Annotated in this window: 16 protein-coding genes and 3 tRNA genes; 14 read left to right on the top strand and 5 right to left on the bottom strand. The window is 66.7% G+C overall.

The window, feature by feature from the left end; translation table 11 throughout:
• Positions 1-30: 30 nt before the first annotated feature.
• Entirely contained in the window at positions 31-813 is a 783-nt protein-coding gene (locus ABXG85_RS08705) for an enoyl-ACP reductase FabI (protein ID WP_353513328.1), read from the bottom strand.
• 172 nt (positions 814-985) lie between these two features.
• Between ABXG85_RS08705 and ABXG85_RS08700 the strand changes: the two genes are divergently transcribed.
• Complete coding sequence (locus ABXG85_RS08700; protein ID WP_353513327.1) at positions 986-1,495, top strand: DinB family protein; 510 nt, start codon at positions 986-988, stop codon at positions 1,493-1,495.
• Here ABXG85_RS08700 and ABXG85_RS08695 read toward each other — a convergent pair.
• Entirely contained in the window at positions 1,471-1,728 is a 258-nt protein-coding gene (locus tag ABXG85_RS08695) for a glutaredoxin family protein (RefSeq protein ID WP_353513326.1), read from the bottom strand. The genes ABXG85_RS08700 and ABXG85_RS08695 overlap by 25 nt on opposite strands.
• 57 nt (positions 1,729-1,785) lie before the next feature.
• On the opposite strand from ABXG85_RS08695, the gene zapE reads away from it, so the two are divergent.
• From zapE to fmt, 7 genes are read left to right on the top strand one after another with little or no spacing between them, the layout of a single operon-like run.
• Positions 1,786-2,757, top strand: a complete 972-nt coding sequence (zapE, locus tag ABXG85_RS08690; protein ID WP_353513325.1) for a cell division protein ZapE — start codon at positions 1,786-1,788, stop codon at positions 2,755-2,757.
• 9 nt (positions 2,758-2,766) lie between these two features.
• Entirely contained in the window at positions 2,767-3,018 is a 252-nt protein-coding gene (locus ABXG85_RS08685; protein WP_353513324.1) for a hypothetical protein, read from the top strand.
• Positions 3,018-4,163: a phosphopentomutase gene (locus ABXG85_RS08680; RefSeq protein ID WP_353513323.1), complete on the top strand. Its 1,146-nt coding sequence runs from the start codon at positions 3,018-3,020 to the stop codon at positions 4,161-4,163. The genes ABXG85_RS08685 and ABXG85_RS08680 overlap by 1 nt, the downstream gene beginning before the upstream one ends.
• A 2-nt stretch (positions 4,164-4,165) precedes the next feature.
• Positions 4,166-4,879 (top strand): diadenylate cyclase CdaA, encoded by a 714-nt coding sequence (cdaA, locus tag ABXG85_RS08675; protein ID WP_353513322.1) that lies wholly within the window; start codon positions 4,166-4,168, stop codon positions 4,877-4,879.
• Complete coding sequence (locus ABXG85_RS08670) at positions 4,872-5,687, top strand: CdaR family protein (protein WP_353513321.1); 816 nt, start codon at positions 4,872-4,874, stop codon at positions 5,685-5,687. The genes cdaA and ABXG85_RS08670 overlap by 8 nt, the downstream gene beginning before the upstream one ends.
• Positions 5,688-5,692: 5 nt before the next feature.
• A complete protein-coding gene (gene def, locus ABXG85_RS08665; RefSeq protein ID WP_353513320.1) occupies positions 5,693-6,268 on the top strand; it encodes a peptide deformylase in 576 nt (191 codons plus the stop codon).
• The gene (gene fmt, locus ABXG85_RS08660) at positions 6,265-7,176 is read left to right on the top strand and encodes a methionyl-tRNA formyltransferase (protein ID WP_353513319.1); all 912 of its coding nucleotides are present in this window, start codon (positions 6,265-6,267) and stop codon (positions 7,174-7,176) included. Before def ends, fmt begins: the two co-directional genes overlap by 4 nt.
• On the opposite strand, the gene ABXG85_RS08655 is transcribed toward fmt, so the two are convergent.
• Positions 7,173-8,870 (bottom strand): hypothetical protein, encoded by a 1,698-nt coding sequence (locus ABXG85_RS08655; RefSeq protein ID WP_353513318.1) that lies wholly within the window; start codon positions 8,868-8,870, stop codon positions 7,173-7,175. The genes fmt and ABXG85_RS08655 overlap by 4 nt on opposite strands.
• Positions 8,867-9,469 (bottom strand): hypothetical protein, encoded by a 603-nt coding sequence (locus ABXG85_RS08650; protein ID WP_353513317.1) that lies wholly within the window; start codon positions 9,467-9,469, stop codon positions 8,867-8,869. Before ABXG85_RS08650 ends, ABXG85_RS08655 begins: the two co-directional genes overlap by 4 nt.
• 74 nt (positions 9,470-9,543) lie before the next feature.
• Here ABXG85_RS08650 and ABXG85_RS08645 point away from each other — a divergent pair.
• From ABXG85_RS08645 to ABXG85_RS08620, 6 genes are all read left to right on the top strand, one after another.
• A tRNA-Gln gene (locus ABXG85_RS08645) sits at positions 9,544-9,617 on the top strand.
• 7 nt (positions 9,618-9,624) lie between these two features.
• Positions 9,625-9,699 (top strand) — tRNA-Glu (locus ABXG85_RS08640).
• A gap of 21 nt (positions 9,700-9,720) precedes the next feature.
• Positions 9,721-9,796: transfer RNA gene (locus ABXG85_RS08635), tRNA-Glu, on the top strand.
• Between the two features lie 118 nt (positions 9,797-9,914).
• Positions 9,915-10,907, top strand: a complete 993-nt coding sequence (gene trxB, locus ABXG85_RS08630; RefSeq protein WP_353513316.1) for a thioredoxin-disulfide reductase — start codon at positions 9,915-9,917, stop codon at positions 10,905-10,907.
• Positions 10,908-10,913: 6 nt separating this feature from the next.
• Complete coding sequence (locus ABXG85_RS08625) at positions 10,914-12,128, top strand: DUF4127 family protein (RefSeq protein ID WP_353513315.1); 1,215 nt, start codon at positions 10,914-10,916, stop codon at positions 12,126-12,128.
• 8 nt (positions 12,129-12,136) lie between these two features.
• Positions 12,137-13,705: an HD domain-containing phosphohydrolase gene (locus ABXG85_RS08620; protein ID WP_353513314.1), complete on the top strand. Its 1,569-nt coding sequence runs from the start codon at positions 12,137-12,139 to the stop codon at positions 13,703-13,705.
• Position 13,706: 1 nt separating this feature from the next.
• Here ABXG85_RS08620 and glmS read toward each other — a convergent pair whose 3' ends face one another.
• Positions 13,707-15,521, bottom strand: coding sequence for a glutamine--fructose-6-phosphate transaminase (isomerizing) (glmS, locus tag ABXG85_RS08615; RefSeq protein ID WP_353513313.1), 1,815 nt, complete (start codon positions 15,519-15,521; stop codon positions 13,707-13,709).
• Between the last annotated feature and the right edge of the window lie 444 nt (positions 15,522-15,965).

The following is a 15,965-nucleotide window of genomic DNA, read 5'->3' as shown; positions in this document are numbered from 1 at the left end:
CGGAAGTGGGGGAGAAAAAAGAGGTGCGCCCTACTCCAGCTCCATCCCCATGATGTGGTACCCCGCGTCCACGTAGATGACCTCCCCGGTGATGCCGCTTCCCAAGGGGGAGAGGAGGAAGAGGCCTAGGTTGCCCACCTCCTCCTGGGTGACGTTGCGCTTGAGGGGGGCGGTCTGGGCCACCCGGTCGTACATCTTGGTGAAGCCGGGGATGCTCCTTGCGGCCACGGTGCGCACGGGGCCAGCGGAGATGGCGTTCACCCGCACCCCCTTGGGCCCGAGCTCATAGGCCAGGTAGCGGACGCTCGCCTCCAAGGCAGCCTTGGCGATGGCCATGACGTTGTACTTGGGCACCACCTTCTCGCTGGCGTAGTAGGTGAGGGTGACGATGCTGCCCCCGGGGTTGAGCAGGGCTTCGGCCCGCTGGGCCACCGCCACCAGGGAGTAGGCGGAAACCTCCAGGGCCAAAAGCCAGTCCTGCCGCCGGGTGTCCAGGTACCTCCCCTCCATGGCTTCCCGGGGGGCGAAGGCGATGGCGTGGACCAGGTAGTCCAGGCTTCCCCAGGCCTCTTTCAGGCCGGCGAAAAGGGCGTCCAGCTCGGCGTCTTGGGTCACGTCCGCCTGGAAGAGGAGGGCGCCCCCCAGGGCCTCGGCCAGCTTTTCCGCCTCGGGGCGGATCCTTTCCCCTTGGTAGCTTAGGGCCACCTCGGCTCCCGCTTGCGCTAGCTTTTCGGCGATGGCGAAGCCCAGGCTCCGCTGGTTGGTGACCCCCATGACCAGGGCCTTCTTGCCGGACAGGTCCAGGGTGAGCATGGGGGGATTATACCCCTCGCAGGGCAGGAAAACCCTTTTGGGCGGCTACGAACCCCACGCTTTTCCCGCTCCTCCCAAAGGGCCTGGCATACGTTCGCCTCGAGCCTAGGGAAGGGGAGGTCTTCAAGCTGGGGCCGCCCCCAGGCGGAGGAGCGCCCTGGTATCCTGAGGTATGGAACTGGACGCCTACGGCACTTGGGAAGAGGCCCTTTCGCGCCTTGGGGAAAGCCGAAAAGCCCTCCTTGCCCTTTTGCAGGGGGCCGAGCCCGATTGGCTTGCCCGCCCCTTGCGGGAAGGGGCCTGGACGCCCCTTATGGTGGCGGAGCACATCGCCTTGGTGGAGGAGTCCACCGCCCGGGTTCTAAGGCGGCTGCGGCGGGTGGCGGCAGGGGAAGTCCTCCCGCCCGTTTCCGTGAAGCCCGGGGAGTACAAGGACGGCAAGCCCCAGGCCCCCGAGGGGGTGAGGCCCCAAGGGGGGCTTTCCCAGGAAGAGGTGCTTGCCCTTTTGGAAAGGGCCCGGGCCTTTCTCCTGGAGGAGGCCGGGAAGGCCAATCCCCACCACCCCGCCACCTTCCCCCACCCCTTCTTTGGGGAGCTCACCGCCTTGGGCTGGGTGCGGGCCGCCGCCTATCACGAGGCCCACCACCTAAAAGCGCTTCAGGAGGCCTTTTCTTCCCGGTAGCGGGCGTACCAGGCGTTCAGGGCGGCGGGGGATACTCCGCGGATGACCTCGGTCTTGCCGTTCCACTCCAGGACCACCCCGGCGGTGGGGCTCCCGGCGAGCTCCGCCACCTTTTTCGCCGCCTCCTGGTCCTCGCGGGCGTTGACGAAGCTGAAGGGCACGCCCTTTTGCGCCAGGAACATCTTCACGATTTCACAGGGGCCGCACCCCGGGACGCCGTAAAGCCGCACCATACCCCTCTAGGGTAGCAGAGGGAACGCCCCAGGACCACCCCCCGTAGAATGCCCTATATGCGCCTGGTGGACCGCCATCCCGAGGTGGACCTGGAAAGGCTCTTGGCGAGCTTCGTGCCCCCGCCCCGCTTCCGGAAGGCCACCTTTGCCGCCTACCGGCCCGACCCCCGCTATCCTTCCCAGGCCTTGGCCAAGGAAAGGCTGCGAAGATGGGTGCATGACCGGCCCAAGGGCCTGTTCCGGCCCCGGATGCCGGGGCCCCAGGGGATCTACCTGGACGGGGGGTTTGGGGTGGGGAAGACCCACCTCCTGGTGGCGGCCTACCTGGAGGCCCCCCCGCCCAAGGCCTTCCTCACCTTTGAGGAGCTCACCTACACCCTGGGCCTCATGGGGCTTAGGGAAGGGGCGAGGCGGTTCGCCGAACTTCGCTACCTTTTCCTGGACGAGTTTGAGCTGGACGACCCGGGGAACGCCCAGATGGCCACCCACTTCCTGGCCCTCACCATGGACCAGGGCTTGAGGGTGGCCACCACCTCCAACACCCCCCCGGGGGCCTTAGGGGAGGGCCGCTTCAACGCCGAGCAGTTCAAGCACCAGATCCAAAGCCTGGCCAAGCGCTTCGCCGTGGAGCGCATAGAGGGGGAGGACTTTCGCCACCGCGACCCCGAGCGCCTCCCCGAGCCCTTGGGCGATGCAGCCCTTTTGGCCCTTTACCGGGAAGACCCCAGGCCCAAAAGCCTGGACCCCTTCCCCGGGCTCCTCGCCCACCTCCGCGCCCTGCACCCCATCCGCTACCGCTACCTCTTTGAGGGTTTGGAGGCGGTCTACCTTCAGGGCCTCGCCCCCATACCCGACCAGAACGACGCCCTGCGCTTCGTGCACTTCGTGGACCAGCTCTACAACCTGGGCCTGGCCCTGCGCGTTTCCGGGGTACCCCTTAAGGAGGTCTTCCCGGAAAGCTACCGCCACGGGCCCTTCGCCAAGAAGTACGGCCGGGCCCTCTCGCGGCTCGCCGAGCTTTTGGGGTAGCATGGGGGCATGGACCTAGCGGAAAGGCTTTCCGAGATGGCCCAGGCCCTTTCCCAGGCGAGCGCGGCGGTGGGGATCCTCGAGGCCATCGAAGAGGTGGTGGACGAGTACAAGGACGGGGAGCTCTCCCTGGAGGAGGCCATGGAGGAGATCCGGGGTCTATTGGAGGAGTTCCAGGCGGTGCGGGCCCTTTCCGAGATGACCCCGGAGGAGCTCATGGCCTTGGCGGAGGAGGAGGACGAAGAGGGGCTTCGTTCCTGATGAAGGTCACGGCCATTGTCCTGGACTCCGTGGGGCTCGGCTACCTCCCCGATGCCCCCAGCTTCGGGGACGAGGGGGCGGACACCCTGGACCACACGGTGTTGAAGGCGGGGATCGCCCTTCCCCACTTCGCCGCCTTGGGCTTGGGCCTTGTGCCGGGGGTGCATACCTTGGAGCGGCCTTCCTCCCCCCAGGGGGGGTTTGGCCGTATGCGGGAGGTGAACCCGGGCAAGGACACCACCACGGGGCACTGGGAGTTCGTGGGCGTCTACCTGGAAAGGCCTTTCCGCACCTTTCCCGAGGGCTTTCCCGAGGAGCTCCTGCGCGCCTGGGCCGAGCGGATTGGGGTTCGGGGCTGGCTGTTGAACCGGCCCTACTCCGGCACCGAGGCCATCCGCCACTACGGCGAGGCCCACCTCAAGACGGGCTACCCCATCGTCTACACCTCGGCGGACTCCGTCTTCCAGGTGGCGGCCCACGTGGAGGTGGTGCCCCTGGAGGAGCTCTACCGCTTTTGCCAGGTGGCCCGGGAGATGCTTGTGGGCGAGTACCAGGTGGCCCGGGTCATCGCCCGGCCCTTCGCCGGAAGCCCGGGGAACTTTTACCGCCTGGAGGAGCACCGCAAGGACTTCGCCCTGGAGCCGCCCAGGAACGTGCTGGACGTGCTGAAGGAGGGGGGCCTCGAGGTGGTGGGGGTGGGGAAGATCCCCGACATCTACGCCCACCGGGGCTTCACCCGGGAGGTGAAGACCAAGGACAACACCGACGGCCTGAAAAAGACCTTGGCCCTCATGCAGGAGCCCTTTTCTGGCCTCCTCTTGGTCAACCTAGTGGACTTTGACAGCAAGTACGGCCACCGCCGTGACCCCTTGGGCTACGGCGAGGCCTTAGTCCAGGTGGACCGCTTTCTTCCCCAGCTCCTCGCTGCCTTGGGCCCTGAGGACCACCTTTTCCTGGTTTCCGACCATGGAAACGACCCCACCTTCTTCGGCACCGACCACACCCGGGAATATGGGATGCTTCTTTGGGTGGGGCCGGGGGTGGAGGGGGACCTGGGCACCCGGGACACCTTTGCCGACCTCGGGGCCACCTGGGCCAGGCTCTTTGGCCTTCCCTGGGAGGGCCCGGGGACGCCCATCCGCTAGCCATGCCCTTCACCTGGCGCGACCTCTTGGACATCCTCCTGGTGGCTGTGCTCTTTTACTACCTTTGGCGGCTCATCGCTGGCACCCGGGCCCTAAATCTGGTGCGGGGGGTTTTGGTCTACCTCCTGGTCTGGTTCTTGGCTAGCCTCCTTGGGCTTTCCACCTTGTCCTGGCTTTTGGGCAACGCCGCCACCTTAGGGGCCTTCGCCCTCGTCGTGGTCTTCCAGCCGGAGCTCAGGGGGCTTTTGGAGCGGCTAGGCCGGACGCAGGGCCCCCGGGCCGCCTCCTTGGCCTTGGAGGAGCTCCTCCTAGGCCTTGCCCGCCTTTCCGAGCGGCGCTACGGGGCCCTGATCGCCATAGAGCGGCGCACCCCCTTGGGGGAGTACGCCGCCACGGGGGAGGTGCTGGAGGCGAGGCTTACCGCCAGGCTTCTGGAAACCCTCTTCTACCCCGGCACCCCCCTGCACGACGGGGGGGCCATCCTCCGGGGGGACCGGGTCTTCGCCGCAGGGTGCATCTTCCCCCTTTCCGAGGCCCGGCTGGGCCTGGGCACCCGGCACCGGGCCGCTTTGGGGCTTTCCGAGGTTTCCGACGCCTTGGTCCTGGTGGTGAGCGAGGAAACGGGGGCCATCCGGCTGGCCGAGGGGGGAAGGCTATCCCCCCCGTTGGCCCTCGAGGCCCTGCGGGAGCGCTTGAAGGAGGCGGTCCGTGCGTGACTGGGGCGGCTTCCTCCTGGCCCTTTTGGCGGCCCTAGCCCTCTGGTACTCCCTGAGGGAAAGGGCCCCGGTGGTGGAGCGGGCGGTGAGCGTGCCCTTGCGGGTTTTGGGCCTGGAAGGGGAGAAGGTGGCGGAGGGTGTCCCTAAGGAGGTCCTCCTGCGCCTCCGGGGGCCGGCCCCCTTGGTGGAGGGCACGCCCCCCGTCTCCGCTTACCTGGACCTCTCCGAGGTGGAGGGGGCCTTCGCCCGGGAGGTGCGGGTGGCGGTGCCCCAGGGGGTGGAGGTCCTGGAGGTGCGGCCCGCCCGGGTGGAAGGGCGGGTGGAGGCGGTCTTAAGCCGCACCTTGCCCGTGGAGGTTCTTTCCCAGGGTGCCTGGGTGACCACCGATCCCGCCTTCGTGGAGGCCAGGGGCCCGCGGAGCCAGGTGGAGCAGGCGGTGGTGGCCTTGGGGCTGGACCTGGGGAACGAGGAGGCTACCCTCACCGCCTTCGGTCTAGAAGGTCCCTTGCCGGGGGTGGAGCTCACGCCCAAGAAGGTGCGCCTTGTGGCCCGGGAGGCCCCCCTTTTCCGCAAGGAAGTGCCCCTGGTCTTCCGCCCGCCAGCGGGGATGGTGGTGGAGGACTACGCCCCCAAGGCCGTCCAGGTGGTGGGGCCCAGGGAGGCTCTGGAGGGCCTGAAGGAGGTGGAGGCCAGGCCCCAAGGGGGCTTCCGCCCCGGGATGGTGGAAGGCCCCCTGCTCCTCGACCTTCCCCCTGGGGTCCAGGCGGTGGGCCAGGTTTTGGGAAGGGTACGGGTTGCGCTACAATAGCTAGGATGATCTACCCTATCCGCCTCTACGGCGACCCGGTCTTGCGCAAGCGGGCCCAGCCCGTGCGGGATTTTTCCCGGGTGAAAAGGCTGGCCGAGGACATGCTGGAAACCATGTTTGACGCCAGGGGGGTGGGCCTCGCTGCCCCGCAGATAGGGCTTTCTGAGCGCCTTTTCGTGGCCGTGGAGTACGCCGACGAGCCCGAGGAGGAAGAGCGGCCGCTTCGCGACCTGGTGCGCCGGGTCTATGTGGTGGCCAACCCCGTCCTCCTCTACCGGGAGGGGGAGGTGGAGGGCACGGAAGGCTGCCTTTCCCTTCCCGGCCTGTACTCCGAGGAGGTTCCCCGGGCGGAGCGCATCCGCGTGGCCTACCAGGACGAGGAGGGCACCCCCCGCACCCTGGAGCTGGAGGGGTACATGGCCCGGGTCTTCCAACACGAGATGGATCACCTGGACGGCGTCCTCTTCTTTGAGCGCCTGCCTAAGCCTAAGCGGGAGGCCTTCTTGGAGGCGAACCGGGCGGAGCTGGCCCGCATGCAAAAGGAGGCCAGGGCGCTCCTCAAGGAGCTTTCCGGGCGATGAGGGTGGCCTTTTTCGGCACCCCCGAGTGGGCGGTGCCCGTGCTGGACGCCCTAAACCGCCACCACCAGGTGGTCTTGGTGGTGACCCAGCCGGACAAGCCCAAGGGGCGGGGCCTGAAGCCTGCCCCGAGCCCCGTGGCCCAGTACGCCTTGGCCCACGGGCTTCCCCTTTTGAAGCCAAAGCGGCTCAGGGACCCGGAGTTTCTCGAGGCCTTCCGGAAGGCGGCCCCTGAGGTGGCGGTCACCGCCGCGTACGGCAAGATCCTGCCCAAGGAGGTCCTCGAGGTGCCCCCCTACGGCTTCCTCAACCTCCACCCCTCCCTCCTTCCCAAGTACCGGGGGCCCGCCCCCGTGCCCTGGGCCCTCATCCGGGGGGAGAAGGAAACCGGGGTGGCCATCATGAGGACGGAGGAGGGGGTAGACACCGGACCCCTTTACGCCCTTTGGCGCACGGAAATCGCTCCCGAGGAGGATGCCGAGGCCCTGGCCAAGCGCCTTCGGGATAAGGGCATAGAGCTCCTCCTAGAGGTGCTCCAAGACCTTCCCCGCCTCACCCCTATGCCCCAGGAGGGAGAGCCCTCCTACGCCCCCCTCCTCACCAAGGAGGAGGGGCGGATCCGCTTTGAGGAAAGCGCCCAGGCCATCTACAACCGCCACCGGGGGGTGCAGCCCTGGCCGGGAACCTACTTCTTCCACCGGGGCAAGCGGGTCAAGGTCCTGGCCATGCGGCCCGAACCCGGGGAGGGGGAGTCCGGGGTGGTCCAGGCGGTGGACCGGGAAGGGGTCTTGGTGGGCACCGGGGAGGGGCTTATCCGCCTTCTCCAAGTCCAGCCCGAGGGCAAGCGCCCCATGCCCGCTGCCGATTGGGCCCGGGGGTACGGGGTCGTCCCCGGCACCCGGCTCGGCTAAAACTCCTCGTCCCACTCCACGATGGTTTCGCTGGTCAAGGTGGAGGCGGGGCGCTCGGCGGTGGCGGCCACCTCCTCCCCCCGCTCCTTCAGGAGGCCGAACTGGGCGGCGATGCCCCTCAGCCCCGCCCCGGCCAGCGCTACCACCAAGAACACGGTAAGTCCCCACGCAAGGTAGGGGATAAGGCCCTGGCCGATAGAAAGGTTGGAAAGAAAACCTAAGAAGGGCAGGTTGCCGTAGTCGGCCATGACCGAGCCAAAGTAGGAAAGCCCTTCGGCCAGAATGGGCAAAAAGAGGAAAAGGAAGGCGAGGCCCAAGAGGTTCCAATACACGTTCCGCCCGCCGAAGGTAAGGCGGATGAGGTAAAGGGGAAAAAGACTCAAGGCAGCGGCCAAGAGGAAGAAGACTGCCCGGGGGACACCCGCTGTTTGGGCCAGTAGAAGCTTCAAGAAGAGCCAAGGGTTTTCGCTAGGTCCTTGGCCAAACGCCTGCTTGAGCTCTTCCAGGGCCTCATATACCACCAAGGCATCTAAGGTTCGGATGCCCGTGGCCCCTGAGAGGTGCACAAGGGTGCGGGAAATCTGGTCCGTAAGGGTGGGATCAATGACGGCAAAAACTGGTTCGAGGTTGGCGCGGAACTGCCACAACGCCCGGTCCAGGTGGTATCTCCCCTGTGCTAGGTTTCCCCGCCCTAAGGTCGCAATGGCCAGGCCCACTTCCGCTTGGGTTTGGTTTAGGGCTTCCAGCAGCTCAAAGTTGTAGTTATAGCCCAAAGTGTAGGCTTGACGGCGCACCGCCTCCGCAGTAGCTCGGTCCATCCAAGGCGGGGTGTAGAAGGTTTCCACTGAAGGAGGGCTGGCCTGAGCTGTGTCTGCGGGAGGGATTGCGGAGGATTGGGAGGGGCTGGGGAGTGCGGTAGATGTGGGGGAAGGTGCAGGGGCGGCGGGGGGTGTGGTGGGGGCCGGGGCAGGGGTGGGGCTGGCCTGGGCTTTGGGGGCGGGGGCCAGGAGGGCCTGGCGCCAGGCAGCCACCCGGTCCAAAAGCCCCTTTACCTCGGGGCGGAAGCCCTCCCCGGAGGAAACCTTGGCCAGGGCCTGGATGAAGTCCTGGGCCTTAAGGGTGCTTTGCGGGCTATCCTGGACCACCAAAAAGCGGGCGTAGGCCCGGGCCAAGGCCAGGTAGGCCTCGGGCCTCGAGGCCGCATCCAAGGCCCGGCCCAGGTCCTGGCTCATGGCCTGGAGGAAGTGGGCTTCCAGGCGGCGCCTGGCCTCCTCTGCTCCTAGGCCCTGGACCTCCTGGGTTAACGACGGGGGCAGGCCCGTGGCCCGGGCCAGGCGGCTGAGGTAGGCGGGCTTTTCCGAGGGGCTCGCCTGGAAGAACCCATCGTAAAGCGCCTTGCCCAAGAGATGGCGAACGAGGAGAAGCCGGGCTTCTAGGTCTGCCCGGCTTTTTTGCACCACCGCCTGCCGCAGGCCCTCGAGGTTGTTCAAGACGGCGTCCCGGATCACGGGGGGAAGGCCTTCCGCCTCCTGGCGCAACACGCTTTGCGCCCGGTCCAAGGCCGCCAGGGCCTGGGTGGGGTTGGCGAGGCCCACCTGGGCCAGGGCTTCCTCCAGGCGGTCATACGCCTGGGGCAAGGGTGCGGCAAGGGCCGATAGGACAAGGGCCAGAACCAGGGGAAGCCATCCTCTCATCCGCTAACCTCCGTGATGGGTACAAGCCGCCTCAGGGCGTGGAGCAAGCGGCCGATGTTGGTTTCCTTGCGGGCCAGAAGGCCCACGTACCCAACGCCTAGGGGTTTTAGGGCCACCACGTTTTCCTGGAGGAGGGCGTAGAAAACCCCGTATCCTTGGCGGGCCAGCAGGCGGTGGACGAGCTCTAGCGGGATGGGTTCTCCGGCGAAACGCTCCTCCTTCCCGCTCCTACCGGCCACCACCACCCCCAAAACCCCCTCGAGGCGGGCCAGCCGCCTCGCCAAGTGTTCCCGGGCCGCGGGGTCCTCGAGGTCCACCGCCTCCTCCAGAAGGGCTTCTTCCTCCTCCGCCTCCTCGCTTTCCCCTTCCGCCTCCTGGAGGGAAAGCTGCTTCAATTCCCGCACCAAAGCCCTCAGCTCAGGAGGCATTTCGCGAAAGGGAAGGAGGCGGCCAAGCTCGGGCCAAAGGCTTGCCTCAATGAACCGCGCCCACTCCCCTGGGGTGGCGGGCAGCCTTGGGCCTAGGGCCCGGCGCAGAAGGTTTTCCGCGGCCATGGGCGAGATATAACGGCTAAGGATTTGTAAAAGGCTTTCCTCCATAGGCATCAGGGGCTTGCCAATCCGCCCTTTAGAGTGTACCATATCGTCTGCCCGAGGGATCGGGCGCCCGCCGCTGGGGTGTCGTCTAACGGCAGGACAGCGGACTCTGGATCCGCCGGTCGTGGTTCGAGTCCACGCACCCCAGCCAAATGTTTGGCCCCATCGACTAGTGGTTAGGTCACCGCCCTTTCAAGGCGGCGGCGGGGGTTCGAATCCCCCTGGGGTCACCAGAAGCAGTCCGAGCCGCGCATGGCCCCATCGTCTAGAGGCCTAGGACACGGCCCTCTCAAGGCCGAGACGGGGGTTCGAATCCCCCTGGGGTCACCAGAAGCGGCTCGGATTGCCTTTTTCCCTTGACAGGGGGAAGTCCTTTCGCCAGACTGGGTTTGGTATATACCCCCCAAGGGTATTTGGGGGTGTAGCCTGGAAGCGAAGGAGGGGAGAGATGGAGTTTTCCTTGGCAGGACTCTCAGCGAGCGGGGCGGCGGAGGAGCGCTACGACGTGGTCATCCTGGGCGGGGGGCCGGCGGGCCTCACCGCAGGTATTTATACGGGCCGGGCAGGCCTCAAGACGGTCATCGTGGAAAAAGGCCTCCCGGGGGGGCAGATTGCCCAGACGGAGGAGGTGGAAAACTACCCCGGCTTTCCCGAGGGCATCTCCGGGCCCGAGTTGGCTAGCCGCATGGTGCAACAGGCGGAGAAGTTCGGGGCCAGGATCGTCATGGACGAGGTCCTGGGGATAGAGCCCCTGGAGGAGGGCTTCTTGGTCCGGGGGTTTGAGCGGAGCTACCCCGCCCGGGTGGTCATCGTGGCCACCGGGGCCAACCCCAGGCGGCTTGGCGTTCCCGGCGAGGACAAGTTCTACGGCCGTGGGGTGTCCACCTGCGCCACCTGCGACGGCTTCTTTTACCGGGACAAGGAGGTGGTGGTGGTGGGCGGGGGGGACGCCGCCGTGGAGGAGGGGCTTTTCCTCACCAAGTTCGCTCGCAAGGTGACCCTGGTCCACCGCCGGGATGAGCTTAGGGCCAACAAGCTAGCCCAGGCCCGGGCTTTCCAGAACCCCAAGATGCACTTCCTCTTCTCCCACGTGGTCACGGAGATCCTGGGCGAGGACCAGGTGACGGGGGTGCGGCTAAAGAACCTGAAGACGGGGGAGGAATACGTCTACCCCACGGACGGGGTCTTCGTCTTCATCGGCCACGAGCCCAACACGGGCTTCCTCAAGGGGGTGGTGGAGCTCAGGCCCGATGGCTACGTGGCGGTGCGGGACGAGGTGTACACCTCGGTGCCGGGCATCTTCGCCGCCGGGGATGTGGCCGACCCCATCTACCGCCAGCTCACCACCAGCGTGGGGGCGGGCACCCGGGCGGCCATGACCGCGGAGAAGTACCTGGCGGAACACGAGGCCAAGGCCCAAGGGGAAGCCGCCAAACCCTAAGAAGGCGTGGCCAGGCTCGCCTTCTTCGCCCTTTTGTGGGGGTTCGCCCTGGGGGCGGGGGTTGTGTACCTTCCCTTGGACGACCGCCCGCCCAACTGGGCCCCTTGTGGCTGGGAGGGGGTGCGTTGCCCTCCGCGGGAGGTGTACCGGGGCCTCGAGGGGGCGGACCTTCCCCTCCTTAGGGCCTGGCTCCTTTCCACCCCGGGAGAGCGCTTGGTCGCCAGCCTGGACGCCCTAGCGTATGGTGGGCTTCTGCAAAGCCGCCACCTGGACCTTCCCCCTGAGGACGCCCTGGCCCGGCTGGGGTTCCTTTTGGCCTGGAGGGTGCGGTATGGCGGGGAGGTCTTCCTCTTCGGCGTGGTGCCCCGTTGGGACGCCACCCAGAGGGAGCGAAACCTAAAAGTCCTCCACGCCCTCGCCCCGTGGGCCGCTTTGAAGGGGCTTTACCTGGAAGCGGTGTGGGACGACGCCGTGCGGGGCTCACCCGCCCCCAAGGAGGCCCAGGCCCTGCCCTATCCCAGCCGTCCGGGGGCGGACGAGGCGGGGCAGGTCCTTCTCCTCCGGGCCGTGCGCCCGGGGCTTAGGGTGGCGGTGGTCTACGAGGGGGTTTCCCCGGAGCGGGCCACCCCCTACGAGGGCATACCCTTGGGGGAAACGGTGGCGGGGCTGTTGCGAAGCGCCCAGGCGGAGGCGGTGCCCCTTACCGCCGCCCCTGACCTCGTCCTCTTCGCCTACGGGGGTGGGGAGCCAAGGAAGGTCCTCCTAAAGCTCATGGCCCTCATGGCCCGCCACCCCGTGGCCTTGGCCGACCTCAGCCGGGTGAACCGGGGGGATGCGGGGCTCATGGGGTACCTCCAGGCCCTAGGGCTTTACGGTCGGCTTGCCGCCTACGCCGCCTGGGGCACCCCCGCCAACAACCTGGGGAGCGCCCTGGCCCAAGGGGGGCTTTTTCTAAGGGACCGGGAAGAGCGCCTTCGGCGCCTGGCTGAGGCCTACTTCGCCTACTGGTGGGGAGAGGTGGGGAGGCCTTGGGTGCGGGGCCATTTTCCCGAGCCCTTGGGGGAGGAGGCGCTGGGGGTGGCTTCCCTTTGGCCCTACGTGGCGTGGGAAGGGTACCGGGTAGACCTCGAGGCCCTCGCCTTTCCCTGGCGCCGCTCCTTTGAGGCCGAGGCTTGGTTAAAGCTTATCCCCCTGCCTTCCTCGGTTCACCTGGTAGAGTGAAGGGCGTCATGGCTTCAGGGACGCTGGAGCTTAAGCGCCTGGAGGCCCTGGTCCGGGCGTGGCGTCTCCTTGCACCTTTGGAACGGCGGGAAGAGGTCTTTTGCCAGGTGGTGCAGGCGGCCAAAGCCCAAACCCGGGCGGTCTCGGTTCTCCTTTTTCTCTATCGTCCGGAGGAAGACGCCTTGGAGCTGGTGGCGGCGGAGGGGCTTTCCCGGCAGCGGGTGGGCTTCCGCTTGCCCCGGGGTAAAGGGGTTTCTTGGGTGGTGTTAGAAAGCGGGGAGCCCCTTTTCGTACCCGATGTTTCCCAGGATCCCCGGGTGGTCTTCCTAACGGGCCAGCCGCAGCCCGGGGTTTACCTGGGTGTTCCCCTTCGGGATCCGCGGGGAAGGGTGTTAGGCGTGCTCTCCATGGACACTGCCGGGGGCGTGGGGGAAATCCTCCCCGAGGAGCGCTTCTGGCTGCAGGCCCTGGCGGAAGCGGCGGGAATGGTCCTGGGCCGGATTGAGGCCTTGGAGCGGGCGCAGGAAGAAGCGGAGCGCAACCGGGCCCTTTTGGAGCTTTCCCTTGCTTTAGAAAGCGCCCGTGATCCCTTAGCGATGGCCCAGGAGGCCTTGGAAACCCTGCTCAAACTAACCCCCTATCATGGCGGAGCCCTTTACCTGTTCCAGGGGGGGCGGGTGCGGCCGGCGGTGAGGGCGGGCCGCTACCCCCCCGGCTTTCCCCGGCTTTACGTGGAGCACCCCATCCGCTTTGGCGAGGGGCTTTTGGGCCACCCTCGGCTTTGGGAAAGCCCCATTTACGTGGAGGACTACGCCCATTTTCCCGGGGCCCTAAGGCCCTACGTGGAAGCAGGGTTGCGTTCGGCCCTCTTGGTTCCCTTAAAACCCGAAGGGCGGCGGTACGGGGTGTTGGCCTTGGGCTCTTTTGGAGAAAAGGTGCCCTACCGCTCGGAGGACGAGGCGGTTTTGCAGGTGGTGGCCAAGCGGTTGGAGGAGGCTTTAGAGCGGCTCTTTCACCTGCGGGTTCTCAAAAGCACCCGCGAGGCGGCGCTGAGGGCCCTTTCCCGGGTATTGGAGTACCGGGACCTGGAAACCCAGGGGCACACGGAGCGGGTGGCGGAGCTCTCCTTTCGCTTGGGTCAAGCCTTGGGGTTTTCCGACCTCGAGGGCCTCCGCCTGGGGGCCTACTTCCACGACCTGGGCAAGTTGGCCTTGCCCGACGAGATCCTGCGCAAGCCCACCGCTCTTTCCACGGCAGAGTGGAAGGTGGTGAAAACCCACCCCGAGGTGGGCTTGGAGATTTTGCGGAACCTCTCCTTTTTGCCCCAGACTGCTTTGAACGTGGTTCTCTACCATCACGAGCGCTGGGATGGCTCCGGCTACCCCTTCGGCCTCAAGGGGGAGGCCATTCCCCTCGAGGCCCGCATCTTCGCCGTGGTGGATGTTTACGACGCCCTCATCTCTGAACGCCCCTACAAGCGGGCTTGGAGCAAGGAGGAGGCTTTGGAGGACCTCCGGGCCCAGGCGGGGAGGAGCCTGGACCCGGAGGTGGTGGCAAAATTTTTGGAAATTATCTAGTCTACTCCACGGTCACGCTCTTGGCCAGGTTCCTGGGCTGGTCCACGTCCCGGCCCAGGAGCACCGCCACCTCGTAGGCAAGGAGCTGCAAGGGCACCACGCTCACGATGGGGGCCAGGAGGGGGTGGGTCTCGGGCACGTAGATCACATCTTGGGCGAGCTTCCGGATCCCCTCGTCCCCCTCCGTGGCCACGGCGATGATCTTGCCCCCCCGGGCCCGCACCTCTTGGATATTGGAGAGGGTCTTCTCGTAAAGGGGCCCTTGGGTGGCCAGGACCACCACGGGGAGGTGCTCGTCGATGAGGGCAATGGGGCCGTGCTTCATCTCCCCAGCGGGGTAGGCCTCGGCGTGGATGTAGCTGATTTCCTTGAGCTTCAAGGCCCCCTCGTAGGCGGTGGGGGCTTGCACGTGGCGGCCCAGGAAGAGGAAGTCCTGGGCCTGGTGGTACTTCTCGGCGATGTGGGCCACGATGGGCCGCTTTTCCAGGGCCTCCTCCACCAGGCGGGGAAGCTTGCGCATCTCCCGGATGAGGGCCTGGGCCGCTTCCGGGGAGAGGGTGCCCCGCCCCCGGCCAAAGCGCACCGCCAACAGGGCCATGGCCGCCAGCATGGCGGTGTAGGCCTTGGTGGAGGCCACGCCGATCTCGGGCCCGGCGTGGATGTAAAGCACCTCCTCCACCTCCCGGGTGATGCTGGAACCCTTGGCGTTGATGACCCCCAGGGTGCGGGCCCCCTTGGCCTTGGCCTCGCGGACGCCCTCGAGGGTGTCGATGGTTTCCCCAGACTGGCTGATGGCGATGGCCAGGGTTTTCCCGTTCACCACGGGGTCGCGATAGCGGTACTCGCTGGCCACCTCCCATTCGGAGGGAAGGCGAGCCAGGATCTCCATGAGGTACTTGCCGTACCAGCCGGCGTAGGCCGCGGTGCCGCAGGCGAGGAAGTGGACCCTTTCCACCTCCTTGGGGTCCAGGGCGAGGCCGAGCTCCACATCCCCTTCCTCTTCCCTTAGGCGCCCCCCCAGGGTGTTCTCCAGGACCCAGGGCTGCTCGTAGATCTCCTTGAGCATGTAGTGGGGAAAGCCGCCCTTCTCCGCCGCCTCGAGGGTCCAGTCGATCTCCACCACCTCCCGCGCCACGGGGTTGCCAAAGAGGTCCGTAATTTCCACGCCTTCCCGGCTTAGGCGCACCAGGTCGCCGTCGTGGAGGAAGATCACCCGGCGCGTGTAGGGGAGGAGGGCGGGGACGTCCGAGGCCAGGAAGTTCTCCCCTTCCCCCAGGCCCACCACCAGGGGGCTCACCGTGCGGGCGGCCACGATCTCCTCGTGGTCCGCGTGGGCCACCACCACGGCGTAGGCCCCCCGCACCTCCTTTAGGGCCTCCCGCAGGGCCTGGAAGAGGTCGCCTTGGTACTTCTCCTCGATGAGGTGGGCCAGGACCTCACTATCCGTCTCTGAGGCAAAGCGGTGCCCTCGGGCAAGGAGGGCCCCCTTGAGCTCCAGGTAGTTCTCGATGATGCCGTTATGGATCACGGCGATCCTGCCGTCCTCCGTGGTGTGGGGATGGGCGTTGGGGTCGGTGGGGGCCCCGTGGGTGGCCCAGCGGGTGTGGCCGATGCCCAAGGGGCCTTCCAGGTGGGCCTCCTTCAGGAGGGCCTCCAGGGCGGAAAGCTTCCCCGAGCGCTTGGCCACCTTGAACCCCTCTCCCGTCTTCACCGCCACCCCAGCGGAGTCGTACCCCCGGTACTCCAGGCGCTTCAAGCCGTCCAGCAGGATGTCCGTGGCGTTTCTAAAACCCACGTAGCCGACAATGCCGCACATGGCGCTCCTTTTGAAAAGCTAACAAAAAAAGGACTAGTTTAGCCCCTAGGCTATTCCCTCACGCCCTGCCCCCCGGTTGTCCCCTCCTCGCGAAGGTGGCTTTCCCGGAAGGCTTTGCTCAGGCGGGCGGGGCGGGCACACCCCGGGCGGCATCCGCGGATTTCTCGATCTTTCCCGGCCCTCGCCGGTAATCCCCTTGCGGGGTCCGCCACCTCGTGAGGTTCTTCCGAACCCCCTGCGCTTCCCGCCATCCCAAAACCCATTTCACGCCAGGCTCCCACCTCCCCTCGCGGGAGTATAGCAAACCTAAAGGGGCCAGGGCTTGACAGGGCTTGTGTGAGCCTTTTATGATACCTGCGGATGCAGGGGAAAAGCAGGCCTTGTGTGTGGTTAAACCCTGCATCTAGGGGAAAGGCGGTTCGGAGAGGAAACGCGGAAACTCGC

It is taken from the genome of Thermus sp. LT1-2-5 (assembly GCF_040363165.1).
Classification (GTDB): domain Bacteria; phylum Deinococcota; class Deinococci; order Deinococcales; family Thermaceae; genus Thermus.
Note: the sequence above shows the minus strand (reverse complement) of the source record. Positions and strands in the feature narration are given on the sequence as shown.